General features: G+C 69.8%; 16 protein-coding genes. 10 read left to right on the forward strand and 6 right to left on the reverse strand.

The features are described from left to right. Positions 1-177 precede the first annotated feature (177 nt). From AC3AGO_RS01550 to AC3AGO_RS01565, 4 genes are all read right to left on the reverse strand, one after another. A complete protein-coding gene (locus AC3AGO_RS01550; RefSeq protein WP_487818246.1) occupies positions 178-1,629 on the reverse strand; it encodes an MFS transporter in 1,452 nt (483 codons plus the stop codon). 1,080 nt (positions 1,630-2,709) lie between these two features. Then, positions 2,710-3,354, reverse strand: coding sequence for a dihydrofolate reductase family protein (locus AC3AGO_RS01555; protein WP_487818247.1), 645 nt, complete (start codon positions 3,352-3,354; stop codon positions 2,710-2,712). Between the two features lie 168 nt (positions 3,355-3,522). Beyond that, the gene (locus tag AC3AGO_RS01560) at positions 3,523-4,302 is read right to left on the reverse strand and encodes a 2-keto-4-pentenoate hydratase (RefSeq protein ID WP_487818248.1); all 780 of its coding nucleotides are present in this window, start codon (positions 4,300-4,302) and stop codon (positions 3,523-3,525) included. Positions 4,303-4,392: 90 nt separating this feature from the next. Continuing rightward, positions 4,393-5,742 carry an MFS transporter gene (locus tag AC3AGO_RS01565; RefSeq protein ID WP_487818249.1) on the reverse strand — a complete coding sequence of 450 codons (1,350 nt, stop codon included), beginning with the start codon at positions 5,740-5,742 and terminating at the stop codon, positions 4,393-4,395. Between the two features lie 542 nt (positions 5,743-6,284). On the opposite strand from AC3AGO_RS01565, the gene AC3AGO_RS01570 reads away from it, so the two are divergent. From AC3AGO_RS01570 to AC3AGO_RS01580, 3 genes are all read left to right on the forward strand, one after another. Further along, positions 6,285-7,751: an LLM class flavin-dependent oxidoreductase gene (locus AC3AGO_RS01570; protein ID WP_487818250.1), complete on the forward strand. Its 1,467-nt coding sequence runs from the start codon at positions 6,285-6,287 to the stop codon at positions 7,749-7,751. 166 nt (positions 7,752-7,917) lie between these two features. After that, entirely contained in the window at positions 7,918-8,445 is a 528-nt protein-coding gene (locus AC3AGO_RS01575; protein WP_487818251.1) for a flavin reductase family protein, read from the forward strand. Positions 8,446-8,534: 89 nt separating this feature from the next. Continuing rightward, entirely contained in the window at positions 8,535-10,022 is a 1,488-nt protein-coding gene (locus tag AC3AGO_RS01580) for an aldehyde dehydrogenase (NADP(+)) (protein ID WP_487818252.1), read from the forward strand. 95 nt (positions 10,023-10,117) lie between these two features. Here AC3AGO_RS01580 and AC3AGO_RS01585 read toward each other — a convergent pair whose 3' ends face one another. Next, positions 10,118-10,912, reverse strand: a complete 795-nt coding sequence (locus AC3AGO_RS01585; protein WP_487818253.1) for an IclR family transcriptional regulator — start codon at positions 10,910-10,912, stop codon at positions 10,118-10,120. 270 nt (positions 10,913-11,182) lie between these two features. Here AC3AGO_RS01585 and AC3AGO_RS01590 point away from each other — a divergent pair, with 270 nt between their 5' ends. The 7 genes from AC3AGO_RS01590 (at position 11,183) to AC3AGO_RS01620 (ending at position 21,368) form a co-directional block, all read left to right on the forward strand. Further along, positions 11,183-11,986, forward strand: a complete 804-nt coding sequence (locus AC3AGO_RS01590) for an IclR family transcriptional regulator (protein WP_487818254.1) — start codon at positions 11,183-11,185, stop codon at positions 11,984-11,986. Between the two features lie 462 nt (positions 11,987-12,448). Beyond that, on the forward strand, positions 12,449-14,842 hold the full coding sequence (locus tag AC3AGO_RS01595) for an aminobutyraldehyde dehydrogenase (protein WP_487818255.1): 2,394 nt from the start codon (positions 12,449-12,451) through the stop codon (positions 14,840-14,842). A gap of 304 nt (positions 14,843-15,146) precedes the next feature. Further along, a complete protein-coding gene (locus AC3AGO_RS01600) occupies positions 15,147-16,502 on the forward strand; it encodes a flavin monoamine oxidase family protein (protein WP_487818256.1) in 1,356 nt (451 codons plus the stop codon). Positions 16,503-16,626: 124 nt separating this feature from the next. Next, positions 16,627-18,150, forward strand: coding sequence for an aldehyde dehydrogenase family protein (locus AC3AGO_RS01605; protein ID WP_487818257.1), 1,524 nt, complete (start codon positions 16,627-16,629; stop codon positions 18,148-18,150). Between the two features lie 56 nt (positions 18,151-18,206). Further along, a complete protein-coding gene (locus tag AC3AGO_RS01610) occupies positions 18,207-19,340 on the forward strand; it encodes an alcohol dehydrogenase family protein (RefSeq protein ID WP_487818258.1) in 1,134 nt (377 codons plus the stop codon). Next, positions 19,337-20,461 carry a mandelate racemase/muconate lactonizing enzyme family protein gene (locus AC3AGO_RS01615; RefSeq protein ID WP_487818259.1) on the forward strand — a complete coding sequence of 375 codons (1,125 nt, stop codon included), beginning with the start codon at positions 19,337-19,339 and terminating at the stop codon, positions 20,459-20,461. Before AC3AGO_RS01610 ends, AC3AGO_RS01615 begins: the two co-directional genes overlap by 4 nt. Before the next feature lie 121 nt (positions 20,462-20,582). Then, positions 20,583-21,368: an ArsR/SmtB family transcription factor gene (locus AC3AGO_RS01620; RefSeq protein WP_487818260.1), complete on the forward strand. Its 786-nt coding sequence runs from the start codon at positions 20,583-20,585 to the stop codon at positions 21,366-21,368. A gap of 50 nt (positions 21,369-21,418) precedes the next feature. Here AC3AGO_RS01620 and AC3AGO_RS01625 read toward each other — a convergent pair whose 3' ends face one another. After that, positions 21,419-21,616 (reverse strand): hypothetical protein, encoded by a 198-nt coding sequence (locus AC3AGO_RS01625; RefSeq protein ID WP_487818261.1) that lies wholly within the window; start codon positions 21,614-21,616, stop codon positions 21,419-21,421. Positions 21,617-21,814: the final 198 nt, after the last annotated feature.

Raw genomic sequence — 21,814 nt, forward strand, 5'->3', positions numbered from 1 at the left:
TAAGTACGAGCTTGCCCATAACGTCTTGCTGAGAAATGTTTCCTGCGCCTGGTCGATCTCCTCAAGCCGAAAGACCTCGGCGACGTGCGGTCGAATTGGGCCGGCCCAGGAGATCTACTCGCCGTACTTCTGCTTAGCGGGCCACAGCAGCCGGCGGGCCTTGTCCAGGCTGTGGTCTCAGACGCGAGCGTCCACGCTTGGCACTGGCGGCAGGAGCATGGTCGACGTGTCCAAGCGCTCGTTCGTGTCCTGGCCGATGACCAGCTCCCGGGCCTCTTCGGGACTGGAGACCACGGGGACCGACCCGAGCAGGGGGCGCGCGGAGGTCTCTCGCATGCACAGGGCGGCGACGATGGCGACCGCGGAGAAGAACATGACGTAGAAGGCCGGCGCGTAGCTGTTCCCCGTCAGCTGGACGAGCAGCTGGGCGACCAGCGGCACGGTGCCGCCGAACAGCGAGGCAGCGGTGTTCTGTGTGAACCCGACGGCGCAGTACCGCGACGCGGTCGGGTACAGCTCGGCCATGATGGCCGCGTTCATACAGAGGAACAGCGTTCCCGGAATCATCACGAGAGCCAGCGCGACGTACAGCGACCACGTCTCCCCCTGGCGCATCAGCGCGAACGCGGGGACCAGAAGGATCAAGTTGCCGATGGCCGCCGTGAGGTAGACCGGCTTGCGCCCGAGCTTGTCCGACATGCGCCCGAAGACCGGCAGCAAGGCGGCCTGCAGGAGGAGAGTCACGACAGTGGCGATCGCGGTGTGCGTCGTGGCAATGCCGACTTCGGTTTCGAGGTACGTGGGCATGTAGCTGGTCAGGGTGTACGACGACGCGCTGTCGGCGCCTATGAGCGCAAGGCCGATCAGGACCTGCGGCCAGTAGTGCTTGAAGACTCCGGGCAGGTTGTGGCGTACGAAGACCGGGTCGGCCGCCTGCTCCTCGGTTTTCTCCCGGGCGGCTTCGAAGCTCGGGGACTCCTCGAGCCTGCTGCGCAACAGCATCGCGACGATGCCGAGGACGAACGCCAGGAGGAACGGGATGCGCCAGCCGCCGTTGACCATGGCGTCCGGGCCCCAGAAGTGGCCGGCGATGCCGGAGGTCGCCGCGACCGCGCCGGCACCTGCCGCGAAGCCGAGCTGCGAGCCGCTGTTGAGCAGCGAGGTCCAGAAGCCGCGGCTCTTGTCCGGGGAGAACTCCGCGACATAGGTCGCCGCACCGGCGTACTCACCGCCGGTGGAGAAGCCCTGCGCCATGCGCAGCACGTAGAGAAGCACCACGGCCCAGACGCCGATCCGGTCCGCCCCGGGCAATACGCCGATCAGCGTGGTGGCAGCGGCCATGAGCGCGATGGTGAAGAACATGACCTTACGGCGGCCGATCTTGTCCCCGAGCGGGCCGAGGATCAAACCGCCGAGGGGGCGGACCAGGAACGACACGGCGAATCCGAGCAGCGTCACCAGCAGGCCCATCCGCTCGTCCATGCCGGCGGTGAACACCTTGGTCAGGGTGACGGCCAGGTATCCGTAGACCCCGACGTCGTACCACTCGATGAAGTTGCCCACTCCGGCGCCGATTTGCGCCCGCCTGAGTGCCGGTTTGTCGACGACGATGCAATCCTCTTCGCGCACTCTGCGCGTGCCCTTGGGCACTACGGGCTCGCGACTGCTCTGTGAATCGGACACAGTTGCCCCTTGTCTCTGAAGGTTGGCGCGTCAGCGTGGTGCGGCCGCTGAGAGCGGCCTCGGGTACATCGGCCTGGAGGGCCACGCGGTAGGCGGATGGCCCCGGCAGACGTATGAGCCGCGGGTTCAATCCGGCCCGCTGGACTGCCTCCGTGATCTGGCGCAGCTGGGCGCGCTCGTCCCTGCGGTGTCCGCAACTGCGGTTTTGGCCACCGGTTGTTTCCCTCCTGGCGATGTGCTGCGGGCTTCGAAGCCGCTACCGGCCGCGGACGAGACGGCCGGGGAGCTGTTGCCACGCGGCGCCGAGCACGTCCTCACGGAGATCAAATTTCATCTCCGTTCATATTCCGAACGCGATGGTCAGAAACAGTGACAGGGCCTCAGCGACCAAGTCAAGACTCTCGCCGCACCGTGGCAGGCATGGCGAGCGAGATTCCCTCTGCTCAAAACAGGCTCTATGAACATAGCGTTCACATATCAAACAGCATCGCTGCGCCTGCGGGTGGCAACACGGGAAGGAGTGGGAGCTCCGCACGGAGGGACGGCCAACAAGCCCGTCGCCACAGCCGCACGCCTGCTCCGCAGGGGGGGGCGATAGTCGGCCATTCAGCCCGAGAGAGAAGGTCCCAGCCACGGCGGAGACGATGACGCGCCAGCCTCACGGGCCCCTTGCTCAGGGAGAGCGATCACTTTACCGTGAGCCCCCGCGACGGCCACGAAGCAGCGAATCGCAAGCGAGCTGAAGCGGAGCATTGCCCAACAGGGCTTCGCCGAACAGGCAGTTGGAGCTCTGCGCGCCGAGGCCGACGTCTCCCTGCGGACGCGCTACAAGTACTTCCCCACCCGAGTGCAGCCGGGCACCTGACCGGCACGACGCCGCGCGGCCCAACGGGCCGATGTGTGTGCGTGGTTGCGGGCGAGTACCGCCTTCCCCGTCGGCCGCTCTCCCGCAACCACGCGCTCGTCCGGAGCGGCGACCACAGCCGCGCTCCGGGGCGGCCCCGCGCCGGGGCGCCGGTCACCGCGTCAGTCGCGCCAGAACAGGTGGTGGACCACGCCGCTGGGGCTGGGCACAACCTCCAGGCGGTACCGGTCGCGCAGCTCATCGGGGGACTCCCACAGCCGCACCCCGGCGCCGAACTTCACCGGTGCGACCACCACGTGCAGTGCGTCGACGAGTCCGGCCGCCAGGAACTGCCGGATGGTGGTGGCCCCGCCGCCGAGCCGGACGTCCTTGCCGCCGGCCGCCTCCCGCGCCTGGCCGAGGACCGTGGCCGGATCACCGTCGACGAAGTGGAACGTGGTGTCGGAGAGCGTGAACGAGGGGCGCGTGTGGTGGGTCATGACGAACACCGGGGTGTGGAACGGCGGTTCCTCACCCCACCAGCCGCGCCAGTCATGGTCCTGCCAGGGGCCGCGCTGCGGGCCGAACTTGTTCCGCCCCATGATCTCTGCACCGATGTTGTGCGCGAAGTCGCGGGTGAAGTAGTCGTCGAGGCCGCGGCTGCCCCCGGGGTCCGTACGGTTGGGCCAGCTCGCCGTGGCGCCCGCCCAGGACATCAGGGCCGCGGGATCGGCGTGGCCGAACGGCCGCTCCATGCTCTGCCCTTCCCCGGCGGCGAACCCGTCCTGCGAGACGGCGAAGTTCTGGACCCTCACAAGCTGTGCCACGTCTTCCTCCAGTGCTGTCGGTGCCAGAAGGGAGACCATGCGGGCCGGGAAGACTCATCGCCCTGCGGCGCCCGCCCGAACTCAGCCGGACATGGGCGGGACGATCAGTCGTCCCGCCCATGTCCGGCGGTCACGGCCCCGCGGGCCGGCGGAGGTGTGCGCGGTGGCTCAGACGGCCTCGAACTGTACGCGGCCCAGGTCCTCGAACTGGGCGCTCACCGTGGTCGGTTGGCGCAGCGGGACGGCTTCCAGGCAGCTGCCGGCGAGGAGGACGTGGCCTTCCTCGAAGGCGATCCCGTACTGGGAGAGCTCATTGCACAGCCAGGCCACCGCGGCGACCGGGTTGCCCAGAATCGCGCTGGTCGCCCCGGAGCCCACCAGGGTCTGCCCGTAGTGGAGCTGCCCTTGCATGGTCGAGAAGTCGACGTCGCGCAGGTTCCGGGGGCGGGCGCCGAGGACGATGCCGCCGGTGGATCCGTTGTCGGCGATCGTGTCGGTGATGGTGATGCGCCAGTCCGTGGACCGGGAGTCGATGATCTCGATGGCGGGCAGCACGCACTCGGTGGCGCGGATGACATCGGCCACTGTGACCCCCGGCCCCTCCAGCCGCCGGCCCAGCACGAAGGCCGGCTCGACCTCGGCGAACGGCGCGACGAAACCGGACAGCCGTACCGGCAGGTTCTCGTAGTGGAAGTCGCCGGCGAGCAGGTGGCCGTAGTCCGGCTGGTCCACGCCGAAGGCGTCCTGCATGGCCTTGGCGATGTTGCCGAGCTTGTAACCGGCGACCCGGTCGCCCTCCCGTACGCGGCGCTCGACGTTGTGCCGCTGGATGGCCATGGAGTCGGCGAGGACGAGGTCCGGGTACTTCTCGCTGGGCGGCTCGATGGAGTACGTGCCAAGGCGCGCCTCGTGGAAGGCGTCGGCGATGTCGGTGAGGTGCTGCTGCATGACCTTGCTCTTTTCTCGGAAGCTGGAGCCTCTTCGCGGGCGCCGGGGCGGAGTTCCGGGCCCGGGACGTTGCGGGTGCGGCCGGGCGGTTCAGGCGCGGACGCGGGGTGCCTGCGGCGCCGAGGTGACGCTGAGCGGGAGGCCCTTCGTCTCGGGCGCGGTGACCTGGGAGACGACCGCGCCGATGACGCAGATGGCGGCCGCGATGAGCATCGTGCCGCCCACGCCGATCACGCCCATGGCCTCCGGCAGCAGGAACGTGCCGACGGCGGCGCCGACCCGGCTGACGGCGGTGGCGAAGCCGACTCCCGCGCCGCGGATGTCGGTGGAGAACACCTCGCCGGGGTAGACGCCGGTGAGCGCGGTGGACATGGCGTTGGTGAAGGCGAAGACGATGAAACAGGCGAGGATCAGCAGCGTGGAGGCGTGCGGCCAGATCCCGACGAGCGCGAGTGCGGCGGCGCCTGCCCAGAACTGCGGGATCACCAGCCTCCGGCGGCCCACCCGCTCGATGAGGAAGTACGAGCTCAGCGCGCCGGCGAAGGCGAGGCCGTTGGTCCACAACGCACCCTGGAGTCCGTCCAGTCCGAAGTCGGACAGCACGGCGGGCGCGAACGTGGCGATGGCGAAGTACGGGGTGACGGCGCAGGTGTAGAAGACGCAGACGAACATCGTCACCCGGCGGTATTCGGGCGAGAACAGCCGCATGAAGCTGGCGGGCCTGACGTCCTCGGCGGCGAGGTCCTCGACGTCCTTGCTGTCCTCGAAGTACTCCTCGGCGAGCTGCCTGGCCTCCTCGACCCGGCCCTTGCCCATGAGCCAGCGCGGTGATTCGGGGGTGCCGATCCGGATGAGGAAGAGGATCACCGAGGGAATGGTGCTGGTCCCGAGAACGATGCGCCAGTCCACGTCCATGGCGGAGACAAGGAAGTATCCGGTGGCGTAGGCGACGATGTAGCCGAAGTACCAGGCCACTTCCTGGAATGCGAGGAGTTTCCCGCGCAGCCGCGAGGGAGCGTATTCGGCGAGGAGGGGCCAGCCGATCGAATAGTCGGCTCCGATGGCGATGCCCATCAGGAGGCGTACGGCGAAGAGTTGCCAGCCGGAGTCGACGAAGAACTGCAGGACCGAGCCGACGATGAAGATGGCCAGGTCGATGGCGAAGAGCAGTTTGCGGCCCCACTTGTCGGCGAGATAGCCGCCCAGCGGGCCGCCGACGAAGATGCCGATGAGCGCGGACGCGCCGATCAGCCCCTGCCACATCAAGGACAGGCCCAAGTCCTCGGAGAGCGGCGCGTGGGCGGCCCCGATACCTCCGAGGATGTATCCGTCGATGAACATTCCGCCGGAGATGATTCCGGTGAGCTTGATGAGGAAGTTGCGCTTCTTCTTGCTTGTATCGGGCGCCTGCGGAGGGCCCTCGGCAATGGTCGTCGTCATCGACGGTTCTCCTACGTGAGGAACTGGTGGCCTGCGCACCGGAATTCGGGCATCGCGCGGCCACCGCACGCGCGTGCGGGGACTGTTACGTGATGCGTGAGGCGCTGAGGGAGCGGACGGAGCGCTGGTGATCGCGGTCCGCTTCCGGGGGAGGTGCCGACGTGTGCCGTACACCGGCGAAGGGTGGCGTCCGGCTTGTTAAACGAACGAGTCGTTCACATTACGGTCCCTTCGTGGACGGAAATCTGACACGGGCCATGACCCCTGTCAAGACGTGTCCCACAGTGCCTCACAGCCGTGCACCCCGTGCCTCGACACCTCTTCGATGAACCGCTCCTACCAGGCTCTATACGGCAGTTGGCGACCATCGCCGGTGCTCATCGGGGGTGCGCCACGATCGCCCGCGAGCACTCCTCCCGCGTCCCTTGACAGCGCCCCGCCCGTGGTCTGAATATGAACGCCACGTTCGCATGTTGAACGTCCAGACCTGCGGTCCTCCTGTACCGCCGGGTGGCTCCTTCGCTTCTGCTCTGGAGGGCAGCATGAGCAATCAGCCGCTGAAGTTCTTCGCCTTCGATGTCTCCGCCCCCGCGCATCTGACCGCGGGTTCCTGGCGTGACGCCGTCGACGGTGGCAGCCGCTACACCGACCTGTCGTACTGGACCGACACGGCCCGCATGCTCGAAGAGGCGCGCTTCGACGGCATCTTCTTCGCCGACACCGTCGGCTACCACGACGTCTACGGCGGTTCGCCCGACGCCGCGATGCGCGACGCGGCCCAGTTCCCGATCAACGAGCCCTCGCTGGCCATCTCGGCGATGGCCTCCGCCACCCGGCACCTGGGCTTCGGCGTCACGGCTTCACTGACCTACGAACAGCCCTATGCGCTGGCCCGCAAATTCAGCACGCTGGACCATCTGACGGCCGGCCGGGTCGGCTGGAACATCGTCACCTCCTACAACGAGTCGGCGGCGCGCAATCTCGGGCTGGGCAAGCAGATCCCGCACGACAAGCGCTACGACATGGCCGACGAGTACATGGAGGTCGTCTACAAGCTCTGGGAGGCCTCCTGGCAGGACGACGCGGTCATCCGCGACGCCACCGCCGGCGCCTACCTCGACCCGCGGCACATCCACCCCATCCGCCACAAGGGCACCTACTTCGACGTGCCCGGCCTGCACCTGTGCGAGCCGTCCCCGCAGCGCACGCCGATGCTCTTCCAGGCCGGCGCGTCCTCCCGCGGACTGCGGTTCGCCGGGAACAATGCCGAGGCGGTCTTCATCAACACGATGACCCCCGAACTCTCGCAGCGCAGCGTCCAGAAGACCCGTACCGCCGTCGCCGACGCGGGCCGCGACCCGCGCAGCGTGCAGGTGATCGCCCTCATCACGGTGATCGTCGCGCCGACGGACGCCGAGGCGCAGGAGAAGTACGAGCGGTACGTGCGCAACGTCAGCTACGAGGGTGCGCTCGCCCGCTTCGCCGGCTGGACCGGCATCGACCTCAGCGGCGTCGACCCGGACACTCCGCTGGAGTACGTGGACGTCGACGGCTCGCAGTCGTTGGTGGAGATGTTCTCCAAGGCGGACCCGTCCCGGACCTGGACGACCCGGCAGATCGCCGAGTTCATCGGCATCGGCGGCACCGGCGCGGTCGTCGTCGGCTCCCCGCAGACCGTCGCCGCCGAGCTGCGCAGGTGGCGGGATGTCGCCGACATCGACGGCTTCAACCTCAGCTACGCGACGAAGCCCGGCAGCTGGGAGGACTTCATCGAGCTGGCCGTGCCCGAACTGCGCCGCCAGGGGCTGTTCCGCGAGGAGTACGACGAGAACGCCGCCACCCTCCGCGAGAGCTTCTACGGCGTCGGACAGCGCCACACCCTCGCCGACCACCCCGCCACCGCCATCCGGGCCGCCCGTCCTGTGGGCAGCGCACCCGCCGGTGCCGGCGACGCCGACCCGGACGGCGAACTCGCCGCGGCGGCCTCCCCGGACCCGGTCGGCACCTGATTCCGGTCCCAGGCCGGTACGACCCCGTACCGGCCCGAACAGCCTCCGCGGAGGCGGCCGTCGGCTCCCCGCTCGCCGGTACCGCCCCGCCGCACCGTCCGGTCACGTACACGTCCGGACCATCCGTTCCACCTGCCCCGCCACGACATCGAAGGGACTGTTGTTCATGACCGTCACCGCTCTCTCCGGCGCCACCACCGAGCACCCCATCGACCAGCGGGACTTCCGCGACGTCATGTCGCACCTGCCCACCGGCGTGGTGGCGGTGACGGGCGTCGAGCCGACCACTGCCCGGCCCGTCGGCATGATCGTGGGGACCTTCCAGTCCCTCTCCCTCGACCCGCCGCTGGTCACCTTCAGCGTCGACCGCTCCTCCAGCAGCTGGCCCAAGGTCCGTGCCGGCGGCAGGTTCAGCGCCAGCGTCCTCGCCGAGGGCCAGGACCACGTGTGCAAGGCGCTCTCCCGCAAGGTCGAGGACAAGTTCGACGGCGTGGACTGGCAGCCCTCCCCCGACGGCGCCCCGCACATCGGCGGTGCCGTCGCCTGGATCGACTGCGAGACGCTGCAGGAGATCGACGGCGGCGACCACGTCATCGTCATCGGCCGGGTGCTCCGCATGGCCGGCGGAGCCGGCGAGCCCCTCGTCTTCCACAAGGGCAAGCTCGGCGGCTACCGCGCCCCCGCGGCGGCCTGAAGCGCACAGCCCGACCCGCGCAGCCTGACCCAACTCCCGCTCTCCCCGGCCGGACCGGCCGGGGAACCCGCACCACACAAGGGAACGAAGTGACCAACCTGCAGACCGCCGGCACCGAGCCGGAGACGCCGGCGGAAGACCTCGCGGCCCTCCTCGACCTGGCCGCCGACGCCGCCCCGCGCTGGGCGGCGCTGCCCCCGCGCACCCGCGCCGCCGCGCTGGCCGCGGTCGCCGACCGGCTGGATGCGCACACGGACCGGCTCGTGGAGGTGGCGGCCGAAGAGACCGGCTACACCACCGAGCGGCTGACCGGCGAAGTACGGCGTACGACCGGGCAGTTGCGGATGTACGGCGAGTACGTGGCCTCCGGCGCCCCGCTGGAGGTCACCATCGACCGGGCCGACCCCGACGCCACGCCGCCGCGGCCCGAACTGCGCCGCCACAACGCCCCGTTCGGACCGGTCGTCGTCTTCGCCGGCGGCAACTTCCCGTTCGCGTTCTCCGTCGCGGGCACCGACACCGCCTCCGCACTGGCCGCGGGCTGCCCCGTCGTCCTCAAGGGCCACCCCGGGCATCCGCGCACCTCGGCCGCCACCGCGGAACTCGTCACCGGGGCGCTGGCCGGAGCGGGCGCTCCCGACGGCACCTTCTCCCTGGTCACCGGCCGGGAGGCGGGCGTCACGGTGCTGCGGGACCCGCGGATCACAGCGGCGGCGTTCACCGGCTCCGTACGCGGCGGACGCGCCCTCTTCGACATCGCCGCGGCCCGCCCCACACCGATCCCGTTCTTCGGTGAACTCGGCAGCATCAACCCCGTCGTGGTCACGCCCGAGGCGGTGGCCGCGCGCGGTACGGAGATCGCCGCCGGGTTCGTCGGCTCCTACACCCTGGGCGCGGGCCAGTTCTGCACCAAGCCCGGCGTCCTGCTGCTCCCCCGGAGCCAGGAGACCGTGGACGCGGTCGCGGACGCGGCACGCAACTCCCCTGCCGCGCCGATGCTTTCCCCGCAGATCGCCGAGGGCTACCAGCGGCGCGTCGACGAGGTCACCGCCGCACCGCAGACGGAGGTGCTCGTCGACGGCACCGTCACCGTCGGCCCCGGCGGACGGGCGCAGGCCACGCCGACCCTGTTCGCCGTCGAATCCGTCGCCCGGTTCCTCGACGCCACGGACAATCTGCTGGAGGAGTGCTTCGGGCCGGCCGCGGTCATCGTGCAGTACGACACGGAAGAGGAGGTGGCGCAACTGCTCGACCGGCTCGGCGGCAGTCTGACCGTCACCTTCCACACCGCGGGCGACGCCCCCACCTCGCTGGTGGAGCAGGCCCAACGCCGCGCCGGACGCGTCCTGTTCAACGGCTGGCCCACCGGCGTCGCTGTGGCCCACGCCCAGCAGCACGGCGGCCCGTACCCGGCGGCGACCACCCCGTACACCTCCGTGGGTACGGCGGCGGTACGGCGCTTCCTGCGGCCCGTGGTCTTCCAGGACGCACCCGAGGAGCTGCTCCCGCAGACCCTGCGCGACGACAATCCGCTCCAGCTCACCCGCACCATCGACGGGAAGCCGGAATCGGCATGACGCCATGACCCCCTGCTGAACGCAAGAGGCCGAAACCATCAGTGGTTTCGGCCTCTACGCCTGCGACTGCCCGACGCCCATGAGCTCCCGGCCCCTCACTCCCCGGCTTGCCGCTCTTCCCAGCCCGGCCACATGAGCCGCATGAGCTGTTCCGCCGTCTCGCGCATCTTCTGCAGAGTGTCGGGGATACGGTCGCGGCCGAACCGGTAGCGCGGCGCGTCGACGGTGAGAATGGCGACCAGGCTGCTCGCCGAATCGCGGATCGGGCGGGACAGGGACAGCAGTCCCTCTTCCAGTTCGTTGTCCAGGATGGCGTATCCCTGCTCGCGGACTTCCTGCAGCTCCTTCAGCAGCGCGTTGCGGTCGGTGACCGTGTCCGCTGTGAACTTCTCCAGGGTGTCCGGCAGATTCTCCTGCAGCTTCGCGGAACTCATGTCGGCCAGCAGGACTTTCCCGGTGGAACTGGCGTGCAAGGGCCACCGCTGACCGATCAGCGAATCCACCGAAACCCCGACGACGTGGGACTCCTTCGCCGCCGCGATCAGGTCCAGTTCCTCACCCGGGGTGGGCACCGACAGGGTGACCGTCTCTTTGACGGTGTCCGCGAGTTCGTCCAGGATCGGCTGAATACGCCCCACGAGCGCCCCATAGGGGTCAGCGCGCCGCGCAAGACGGGAAAACTCCCAGCCGAGCGCGTATTTCGCATCCGTACGGTCCACAAAGCCGGTCTGCTCGAGGCTGTTCAGGATACGGAAAGCGGTCGGCCGGGACAGTCCGACAGCACTCGCGAGTTCCGTTACGGTCGCGCCGGTTTCGTGCCGTGCGAGTTCCCTCAGGAGCAGGGCTCCCTTGAGAACCGACTTGTTCACAAGCCCCTCTGATTCGGACATTGAAACCATAACGCCTTCCGGTCGACCAAGAACGCACCCGATTCTAAGTCCCGTCGCCTCTCCGCCGGGGCAACGGGAACGGGCCGATCGTCTTCGGGGAACAGCGCACTGCTCCGTCGATCAACGTCGGTGAGCGGTACGGCCGTTGCGTGTCACGGGGTGGCCGCGCGGCACAGTGCACCACCGCGTGCTCATTATCCGAACACCCGAACACTAGACTGTCACCCGGAAGCGGGAACACAACGGGTACTGAAGGGCGGCATTGCCGGCGTGACCGGAGCAGAGGACACGAGCAACAAGTCGGTGGCGAAGGCCGCTCTCCTTCTCCGGGAATTGGCAGCGCAGCCCGACCTGCGGGCGACGGTCACCACCCTCGCGAAGGCGGCGGGCATTTCCCGTCCGACAGCGTTCCGCATGCTGACCAGCCTCGAGCAGAATGGCCTCGTCGACCGGACGGACAACATCTACACACTGGGTGGGGAGCTGGCCCGCCTGGGACGCCTCGCCGACCCGCACTCCGGGATGGCCGCGCGGGCGCAGCCACTGCTCCAGGACCTCGCGAACCGCGTCAACGAGTCCGTGGCGCTCTCCGTGCCGCACACCCACAACGGACTGGACCTGATAGCGGACGCATACGGCGACCACGTGATCAGGACGATGACCGGCGTGGGCGGGCAGAAGGTCGGCCGCGAGTACCCCCTGCACGCCAGCTCCAGCGGCAAGATCCTGCTGGCCGAGATGCCGCAGGAGAAGATCGTCGAGCTTCTCCCCGAGGAGCTTCCCGCGCTCGCCTCGCGCACCATCACCTCACGGTCCGAGCTGCTGCGGGAGCTCGCGCAGGTGCACGAGCAGGGCTTCGCGTTGATCGACAACGAGCTGGAAGAGGGGCTGCTCTCGCTGTCGCGCCCCATCCGCGACTCGTCCGGGAGCCTGACGGCCGTCCTCAGTGCGGAGGGTCCGCGGTACCGGCTCGGCCGGGACCGGATCCCCGAGACGCTGACCCTGATGCTGGAGACCGGCGAGCGCCTCACCGAAGCGTTCTGGCAGGGGCCCTCCACCACACCCTCCGCGTGACCGCGGGGCTGACTCCGAGCCCCTGGCTCCCGGCCCGTGACGGGCCTCTCGCGGCCCCCGCGCAGGACAAGTGCGCCGCCATGACCCGTACTTCGACGCTCCGTACGCGGGGCACCCCTCACCCCATGTGACCTTGACGGCATCTCGCCCCGCCTCTAGGTTGACCCACCAGAAGCGAACGCTCCGTTCACATGATGAACATCTTCCGGAGCCGGCCGGTTCGCGGCCCCGGCCCCCGGAGATCACCGCCCCGTCCGCAGGCCGCAGCACGTCCCGAACCGCCCGGATCGTCTCCCACTCAGCCCGCAGTACGTCGACGAATTCCTGCGAAGTGCCGGCCAGGAAATGCCGGCACCGGATCTCGCGTACCCGGAACAAGGAGAAACCGCAGCACAACCACACCCGCACGGCCTCGCGCCACAAAGCTGACCACAAGTACAGACCGACCGAGGAGATTGCTGAATGTCGTCGCAACTGAGCGGTATTCTCACTGCCCTGCCGACCCCTTTCACCCAGGACGGGAAGGTCGATGTCGACACGCTGGGGCGGCTGGTCGACCGCAGTATCGACGGTGGGGTCGACGGGCTCGTCGCCTGCGGATCCACGGGTGAGTTCACCGCCATGAGCGCGGCCGAACGCCGCCTGGTCGTCGAGACCGTGACCGACCGGACCGCGGGCCGCGTCCCGGTCGTCGCGCAGACCGGCGCGATGAGCACCGAGGAGGCCATCGCCCTCTCCCGCCATGCGCAGGACGCGGGCGCCTCGGTGCTGATGCTGGTCACGCCGTACTACGAGCCGCTCGGCGAGGACGAGACCGTGGAGTATCTGCGTACGGTCGCGCGCGCTGTCGACATCCCGGTCATGCTCTACAACCTGCCGAGCGCCACCGGGGTCAACCTCTCCCCCGACACCGTGGGGAAGCTGGCGCGCGAAGTCGACAACATCAAGTACATCAAGGACACCAACGCCGACATGTCGCATCTGCGGCAGCTGATCCACGAGCACGGCGATGTCATCTCCACCTTCGGCGGCTGGGACACGCTCTTCCTGGCCTCGCTCACCGAGGGGGCCGCCGGATTCGTCGCGGGTACGGCGAATCTGATACCGGCCGAGCTCGTCTCCATTCACCGCGCACTGCGTGCGGGGGAACTCGAGCGGGCGCGCAAGGAATGGTCCCGAATCCATCCCCTCATGGATTCGATGATGACCGTTCCCTTCATTCCGGCCGTGAAGTCCATTCTGAATTCGCTGGGTTTCCCCGTCGGCAAGCCGCGCAAGCCGCTGCTGGAACTCGACGCGGCGACGGCCCAGACGGTCACCGCGCAGACCACCGCGGTACTGGGCAAGGGCGCGGCTTCCGCCACCACCGGCGCGGGTGCCGTGCGGCGTTCGAACGACGCGCGGCCGCTGTTCGCCGCCTCGGAGCTGCCGCCGGAGCGGCACTTCGTCGACGGCGCGTTCGTCGATTCCACTTCCCGGCAGACGCTCGACGTGGTCGACCCGTGTACCGAGAAGCCGCTGTGCCACACGCCCGACGGCACGGCCGAGGACGTGGACCGGGCGGTCGCCGCGGCCAAGCGGGCCGAGGCGGCCTGGGCGGCGCGGGTTCCCAAGGACCGCTCCGACCTGCTGCACGCGGTCGCCGACCGGGTGGCCGAACGCGCGGACCTGCTGGCGCGGCTCGAATCCGCGAACACCGGCAAGCCGCTGGCCGTCTCCGAGGACGACATCGCGGGCACCATCGACACGTTCCGCTTCATGGCCGGTGCCGTCCGCGCGACGACGTCCATGGCCGGCGGTGACTACGTCGACGACCACCTGTCGGTCATCCAGCGTGAGCCCGTCGGCGTCGTGGGCGTGGTGACACCCTGGAACTACCCGCTGATGATGGCCGCTTGGAAGATCGCGCCGATTCTCGCCGCGGGCAACACCCTCGTGCTCAAGCCGTCCGAGCAGACGCCCGTCACCACACTGAAGTTCGCCGAGATCGTCGCCGACCTGCTGCCCTCCGGCGTGCTCAACGTGGTCAGCGGCCGCGGCGACGTCGTCGGCGCGCGCCTCTCCTCGCACCCGGACATCGCCATGGTGGCGCTGACCGGCTCCGTGGCCAGCGGCCGCGCCGTCGCGCGGAACGCCGCCGAGAGCCTCAAGCGCGTCCACCTCGAACTCGGCGGCAAGGCACCGGTGGTGGTCTTCGAGGACGCCGATGTCGCCGCCGCCGCGGAGACACTGCGCACCGCCGGCTTCTGGAACTCCGGCCAGGAGTGCGGCGCCGGTTGCCGCGTCCTGGTGCACGAGTCGGTCGCCGACCGTCTCGTGGAGCACCTGGTCCGCGAGGCGGGCAGCCTCGCCGCCGGGGAGCCCACCGCCGCCGACGTCGAGATCGGCCCGGTGGTCTCCAAGGCCCACTTCGACCGCGTACTCGGCTACTTGGAGCGCGCCCAACGTGACGGCGCACGGGCCGTACTGGGCGGCGGCGCACTCGCCGGGCCCGGTTACTTCGTGGCGCCGACGGTGCTGGTCGACGTCGCCGAGGGGGCCGAGATCGCCCGCGAGGAGGTGTTCGGCCCGGTCGTCACAGTCGAGACATTCCGGGACGAGGAGGAGGCGGTACGTCGGGCCAACGAGGGCCCGTACGGCCTGTCCGCTTCGGTGTGGACCGAGAACGCGCGCCGCTCGCACGCCGTCCCCGCGCGGCTGGACGCCGGGACGGTCTGGGTCAACTCGCATCTCGTACTGGCCAACGAGGTCCCCTGGGGCGGCTTCAAGGGCTCCGGCTACGGGCGCGACCTGTCGATCTACGCGCTGGACGACTACTCCCGCACGAAGCACGTCATGCACAACCACGGGCGGTAAGCCCCTCGTTCGGCACTGAGAGCCCGCCGTCGACAGGCCGTCGGGCGGGGACACGCGTCCCCGCCCGACGGCCTTGCCGCGCCCGCCTTTCGTGCGGGTCCGGCCGGTTCACAGCGCTGCCCGGACCCATTGACGGCGCGAGAAACGCCTCTTTAAAATCACGTTCATTAGATGGACGTGTCGTTCGTATAGTGAACGTAATGGGAGGCCGTCCATCGCCCCGCCCTCCCCGCCCACGGCACCCACAGCCCTCGCTCCCCCCGCGAGGCCGCGCCGGGCGGCATCCACGAGAGGATCTGAGCCCTTGAACACGCAGCCGAACGCCACCAGCGGCAGCGAACCGCCCGCGGACACCGATGTGGTGGTGGTCGGAGCCGGACTCGCCGGTCTGATCACCGCGCGCGAGCTGTCCACCGCCGGGTTCAAGGTCGTGGTGCTGGAAGCCCGCGACCGCGTCGGGGGACGCGTATGGACCGACAGCCGCCTGGGCCGCCGGCTCGACCTGGGCGGCAGCTGGCTGCACTGGCTGCAGCCGCACGTCTGGGCCGAGGTCCAGCGCTACGGCCTCCCCGTCGGGCGCGGCCCCCGCTCCGCCGAGACCTTCTGGATCGGCGACGGCGAGGTCCAGCACGGCACCCTCGACGACTTCATGAACCTCATCGACAGCGGCATGGAGCGCCTCGTCGGCTCCAGCCCCGGCTATCTGCCCCGGCCCGACACCCGCTCGCCCAACGACGCGCTCGTGCGGGCCGACCGCAAGACGCTCCAGCAGGCCCTGGACGAGCTGGAGCTGAGCGACGCGGAGCGGGACGCCAACGAGGCGGCCTGGGTGGGGCACACCAACGGGCCCCTGGACCAGGTGAGTTACAGCGCCGCGATCCGCTGGACCGCCGCCACCGGCGGCTCCTGGCATCTCATGCACGAAGCCAGCGCGATCCTCCGCGTCGAGAACGGCACCGAGCGGTTGGTGGAGGCCGTACGCGGCGACTTCCGCGGCCAGCTCAAGCTCAATTCGCCGGTCACCGGCATCCGGCACGACGCCTCGGGCGCCGAGGTCACCTACGGCACCAAGGGCCGCATCCGCGCCCGGCACGTCGTGGTCACCGTGCCGCTGAACATCCTGCACGAGCTCGACGTCCGGCCCGCGCTCCAGCAGGGCAAGCTCGACGCCAGCCGCACCGGCACCGCCTCGCAGGGACTCAAGGCGTGGATCCGCGTACGGGGCCCGATCAAGCCCTTCTTCGCGTACTCCACGCAGCACCATCCGCTCTCCGTCGTCCGCACGGAGTTCCTCGGCGACAACGACGCGGTCCTCGTCGGCTTCGGCGCAGACTCCACGCGCCTGGACGTCGACAACGCGCAGGAGGTCAACAACGCGCTGAAGGTGTGGCGCGACGATCTCGAGGTGATCGAGTCCACCGGGCACAAGTGGATGAACGACCCGCTCACCAGGGAGACCTGGCTCATCCAGCGGCCCGGCGAGTTCACCTCCGCCCAGCAGGCGCTGCAGGAGTCCGAGGGCGTGGTGCACTACGCCAGCTCCGACAACGCCAACCTGTGGGCCGGCTTCTTCGACGGAGCCATCGAGAGCGGGCTGCGCACAGCGCGGAAGATCAAGAAGGTGGCCTCGCCCCGGCGCGACACCCGCGGGGAGGCGTAACCGGGCGTGCCGCCGGGGCCGTTCCGCTGCGTCGCCGCGGTCCCCGGCGGCTTCCCGGCCGTCGCCCGGTTGTTGCCCGGCCGGTCGGTCCCTGTGCGGGGGATGACACGAGAGAGGGAGCACATTGTCCACGGATTCTCAGCCGGCCCCCGTGGGCGGCGTGACGGGCTCCGCCGAGCTCGACACGCTGCTGCGAGCGGCAGTCGACGCCTTCGTCCCGTGGTCCGTGGCCACACCGCGGCAGCGCGCCGGGGTGCTGCGGCAGCTCGCGGACGACCTCACCACCGCCCGCGGCGAGCTGGTCGCGGTGGCCGCCGAGGAGACACGGCTGCCGCTCCCCCGCCTGGAGGGCGAGTTCACCCGCACCGTCGAACAGTTGCGGTTCTTCGCCCAGGTGACGGAGGATGGCGCGGACACCGACGTGGTGATCGACCGGCCCTTCGCCGGGCACCCCGTCGCCCCGCGGCCCGAACTGCGGCGCCACACCGTGCCGTTGGGCCCGGCGCTGGTCTTCGCCGCGGGCAACTCCCCCTTCGCCTTCTCCGTCGCGGGCACCGACACGGCGTCCGCGCTGGCCGCGGGCTGCCCCGTACTCGTCAAGGCGCATCCGGGGCACCCGCGGACCGCGGACGCCACCGCGCGGACCGTACGGCGCAGCCTCGCCTCGCTCGGCGTCCCCAAGGGCGTGTTCGGCGTGATCACCGGACTCGATGCCGGTACGCGCGCGTTGCGCGATCCGCGGATCCGCGTGGCCACGTTCACGGGGTCGACGTCCGCGGGCCGCTCGCTCCTCGACATCGCCAACTCCCGCCCCGACCCGATCCCGTTCTTCGGCGAGCTCGGCAGCCTCAACCCGGTCGTGGTCACGCGCGAGGCCGAGGCCGAACGCCCCGAAGCGCTCGTCGACGGCTTCGTCGCCGCGCTCACCGGCAGCGCGGGCCAGTTGTGCACCAAGCCGGGCCTGCTGTTCCTGCCCTCGGGCAGCACCTTGGTCGAGCGCATACGGGAAACGGTCGCGCGCCAGCCTCCACTGGGCATGCTCGACGCGCGTATCGCCACCACCTACCAGGACCGCGTCGACAAGGCACTCACCCTCGACTCCCTTGCCCGGCCGGGGACTTCGGCTGACACCTCGGCTGGGACCTCACCTGGGGACGAACTTCTGGGGCGCCCGCAGGTGGTGCACGTAGGCGACGCGCAGCAGCTCCTGGACGAGCCGTACGCGGGGCTGCTCCTGGAGGAGATCTTCGGCCCCTTCGCCACGCTCGTCGAATACGCCGACGCCGGCAGCGTCGAGGCCGTCATCGAACGGCTCGGCTCCACCCTGGCCTGGACCGTGCAGTCCTCGCAGGCGCCGGGCCACCGCGAACGCCAGCTCGTACGGCGCCTGTTGGACCAGGCAACCCGGTGTGCCGGGCGGATCGTGTTCAACGAATGGCCCACCGGCGTGTCCGTCACCACGGCCCAGCACCACGGGGGACCGTACCCAGCCTCCACCTCGCCCTTCGCCGGTTCGGTGGGCGGCACCGCGCTGCGCCGCTTCGTACGGCCCGTGGTCTATCAGAACGCCCCGGAGTGGGCTCTCCCTCCTGCAGTGCAGGACGAGAACCCGTGGAAGATCCCGCAGTCCGTGCACGACGCGCTCTGATCCGCTCCGGCTCACCCCATCCCGGCTTCAGTCCGCTTCAGCAGGAAGGACTTCTCATGGCCCTACCCGACACGATGGCCGCCGCGCTGCTCACCGGTCACGGTGGCCTGGACCGGCTCGAATACCGCACGGACGTCGCCGTCCCCCGCCCCGCACGGGGCGAAGTGCTCATCGAAGTGGCCGCCTCCGGCATCAACAACACCGACATCAACACCCGCATCGGCTGGTACTCCAAGTCCGTCGACTCGGGCACCGAGGCCGGCGGCACCTCCGGGTTCGACGGCCTCGCCACCGGCGATGCCACCTGGTCCGGAGAGGCGCTGACCTTCCCCCGCATCCAGGGCGCCGACGTGTGCGGCCGCATCGCCGCCGTCGGCGAGGGCGTCTCCGCCGACCGCGTCGGGGAACGCGTCCTGGTACGCAACATGCTGCGTACGTACGTCGGCTACCGGCCCTTCGAGTGCTGGACTCTGGGCAGCGAATGCGACGGCGGCTTCGCCCAGTTCACCGTCGCGCCCGCGCAGGAGACCCACGCCGTCGACTGCGACTGGAGCGACGCCGAACTGGCCGCCGTACCATGCGCTTACTCCACCGCCGAGAACATGCTGCACCGCGCCGGCGTAGGCGCCGGACACGTCCTGGTCGTCGGCGCCTCCGGCGGAGTCGGCCTCGCCGCCGTCCAGTTGGCCAAGCGGCGCGGTGCCACCGTCACCGCCGTCTGCTCCCCGGCGAAGGCCGGACAGGTCCTGGCCCAGGGCGCCGACCGCACCCTCGACCGCGGCGCCGACCTCGTCGAAGCCCTCGGCCACGGCTCCGTCGACACGGTCGTCGACGTCGTGGGCGGCCCGCAGACGGCCCAGCTGCTCGAACTGCTGCGGCCAGGCGGCGCGTACACCGTCGCCGGGGCCATCGACGGGCCGCACGTCCAACTCGACCTGCGTACGGTCTACTTGAAGGATCTGCGACTGCTGGGCTGCACCTTCCAGGATGACGAGGTGTTCGCGAACCTCGTCCGCTACATCGAGCGGAACGAGATCCGGCCCGTCGTCTCGGACACCTACCCGCTGGCCGACATCGCCCAGGCGCAGCAGGACTTCCTCACCAAAAAGCACACCGGCAAGCTCGTCCTCGTACCTCCGCGCGTCACTGGCGAGGACCGGCCCGTACGCGACGCGGAGGTCTCCCGATGAAGATCACGAGCATCGAGCTGTTCCAGGCCGATCTGCCCTACTCCGGCGGCATCTACCAGCTGTCCGGGGGCCGTACGTACGAGTCCTTCGACGCGTCCATCGTCCGGATCACCTGCGACGACGGAACACAGGGCTGGGGCGAGAGCACCCCGTTCGGCTCCACCTACATCGCCGCGCACGCGCTCGGCACCCGCGCCGGCATCAAGGAGCTCGCGCCGGCACTCCTCGGCCGCGACCCCCGGCAGACCGACCGCAACCGCGATCTGATGGACGCCACGCTCGTCGGGCACAACCACGCCAAGACCCCTCTGGACGTCGCCTGTTGGGACGTGTTCGGCAAGTCCGTGGGCCTGCCCGTGTGCGAGCTGCTCGGCGGCTCCACCGGTACGCCCATGCCGATGATGTCCTCGATCCACGCGGGCGATCCGCAGGACATGCGCGAACGGGTCGCCGACCACCGGGCGCGCGGCTACCGCGGCCACTCCGTCAAGATCGGCGCACTGGACGCCGAAGGCGGCCCCGCCCTCGACGCGGAGCGCATCGGCGCGTGCCTCGCCGACAAGCGCCCCGGCGAGTTCTTCCTCGTCGACGCCAACGGCGGGCTCGTACCGGAGACCGCGCTGCGGATGCTGCAACTGCTGCCGCCCGGCCTCGACTTCGCCCTCGAAGCACCCTGCGCGACCTGGCGCGAGACCCTCTCACTCCGGCAGCGCTGCCCATACCCCATCGTGCTCGACGAGCTCTCCCAGCTGGACGAGGACGTCTCCTCGATCGTCGGCCACGACGCGGCGGACGGCATCGGGCTGAAGATCTCCAAGGTCGGCGGGCTCACCTCCGGCAGGCGCCAGCGCGACATCGCCCGCGCGGCCGGGCTCACCATGAGCGTGCAGGACACGGTCGGGTCCGCCATCGCCTTCGCCGCGGTCACCCACCTGGGCGCGACGGTGCCCACGCGGCTGCTGCGCTCCGTCCTCAACTGCGCGGACATGGTGACTCTGGAGACGGCGAAGTACGACGTCATTCACGAGGATGGTGGCGTCCTCCCGCCCGCGACCCCGGGCCTGGGCATCGAGGTGCACGAGGACGTACTCGGCGATCCGGTCGCCGTCTGGGCCGCCTGACCTCGCAGGCCAGGGCTCCGGCGGAGACTCCCGCCGGAGCCCTGGCGTACCCGGGTGTGTGCTCTCTCGAATTGACAGGCAACCAAAAGGTTGCCAATTTGATGGGGAGAGATTGGACGGCATGGACGAGGTGTTCAAGGCGCTCGCCGACGCGAGCCGCCGACAGCTGCTGGACCGGCTGAACGATCAGCCCGGGCTGAGCCTGCGCGAGCTGTGCGCGGGACTGGAGATGACACGACAGGCCGTGTCCAAGCACCTGGCGGTGCTGGAGGGCGCGGGCCTGGTCACGACAGTCCGGCACGGCCGCGAGAGGCTGCACTACCTCAATCCCGTACCCATCCACGAGCTCGCCGACCGCTGGATCGGCCGGTACGAGCGGGGCCGCATGGCCGCTCTCGGCAACCTGAAGCACGCCCTGGAAGGAACGGCGATGAGCAAGCCCGAGTACGTCTACACGATCTACATCCACACCACCCCCGAGAAGCTCTGGGAGGGGCTGACCAGCCCGGAGTTCCTGAAGCAGTACCACGGTGGCTACGCGCCCTCGTCCGACTGGAAGGTCGGCTCCAAGGTGCTGTGGCCGGTGGAGGACGGCGGCGAACCGCAGGACCTCGGCCAGGTCGTCACCGAGTCCGAGCCCGGAAAGCGCCTCGCCTACACCTGGCACACGCTGCAGCCGATGCACCAGGAGATGTTCGGCATGAGCGACGCGGAGTTCGCCGAGGCCGTCAAGGAACGCTCGAAGGTCTCCTTCGACATCGAGCCGGCCGAGGAGCCGGAGATGGGCGTGAAGCTGACCATCACCCACGACGGCTTCGACTCGGCCGACTCCAAGATGCTCGAGGGCGTCAGCGGCGGCTGGACCATGATGCTCTCCGAGCTCAAGACCATCCTCGAAAAGTCCTGACCCGGGCCCTTGCCCCGTCCCGCGCGAGGCTCACCGCACGTGGGGCAGCGTCACGCCAGACGGCGCCGCTCGAGACGCCGGAGGTGGAGGCTGCCCCACGTGCTGAACACGACGGCCGTGCCGGCGAAGGAGAGCGGTACGGCAGGCGGCGGGCCGGATTCCCTTTCGGTCACCGGGGCGGCGCCGCCTTCCGGGTCGTAGAAGACCCGCAGGTCGTCGGCCTGCGCTCGCAGCGTCCGGCGCGGCATGGCTGACGCCTGCGGTGCTGTATCTGCAGGCGGGAGTTCGCGAGTGGTTCATGGAGAACCTCCGACGCGCCCCCCGCCCTCGCCTCCCGGTACCAGCGGGCGTACGCGCCCCGCTCCTACCAGTAGCGCATCCGGCATCAAGTCCAGGACCTGGCAAACGAGTTCGGTATCGCCGTACGATCCGGCTCCGAACGCTGG

This window comes from Streptomyces sp. BL1, assembly GCF_057628045.1.

Coding starts and splice junctions, on each gene's coding strand:
- AC3AGO_RS01560 (WP_487818248.1), bottom strand. CDS start 4,302: ATGCAGCAGCACCTCACCGACATCGCCGACGCCTTCCACGAGGCGCGC.
- AC3AGO_RS01565 (WP_487818249.1), bottom strand. CDS start 5,742: ATGACGACGACCATTGCCGAGGGCCCTCCGCAGGCGCCCGATACAAGC.
- AC3AGO_RS01570 (WP_487818250.1), top strand. CDS start 6,285: ATGAGCAATCAGCCGCTGAAGTTCTTCGCCTTCGATGTCTCCGCCCCC.
- AC3AGO_RS01575 (WP_487818251.1), top strand. CDS start 7,918: ATGACCGTCACCGCTCTCTCCGGCGCCACCACCGAGCACCCCATCGAC.
- AC3AGO_RS01585 (WP_487818253.1), bottom strand. CDS start 10,912: ATGTCCGAATCAGAGGGGCTTGTGAACAAGTCGGTTCTCAAGGGAGCC.
- AC3AGO_RS01595 (WP_487818255.1), top strand. CDS start 12,449: ATGTCGTCGCAACTGAGCGGTATTCTCACTGCCCTGCCGACCCCTTTC.
- AC3AGO_RS01610 (WP_487818258.1), top strand. CDS start 18,207: ATGGCCCTACCCGACACGATGGCCGCCGCGCTGCTCACCGGTCACGGT.
- AC3AGO_RS01615 (WP_487818259.1), top strand. CDS start 19,337: ATGAAGATCACGAGCATCGAGCTGTTCCAGGCCGATCTGCCCTACTCC.
- AC3AGO_RS01620 (WP_487818260.1), top strand. CDS start 20,583: ATGGACGAGGTGTTCAAGGCGCTCGCCGACGCGAGCCGCCGACAGCTG.
- AC3AGO_RS01625 (WP_487818261.1), bottom strand. CDS start 21,616: ATGCCGCGCCGGACGCTGCGAGCGCAGGCCGACGACCTGCGGGTCTTC.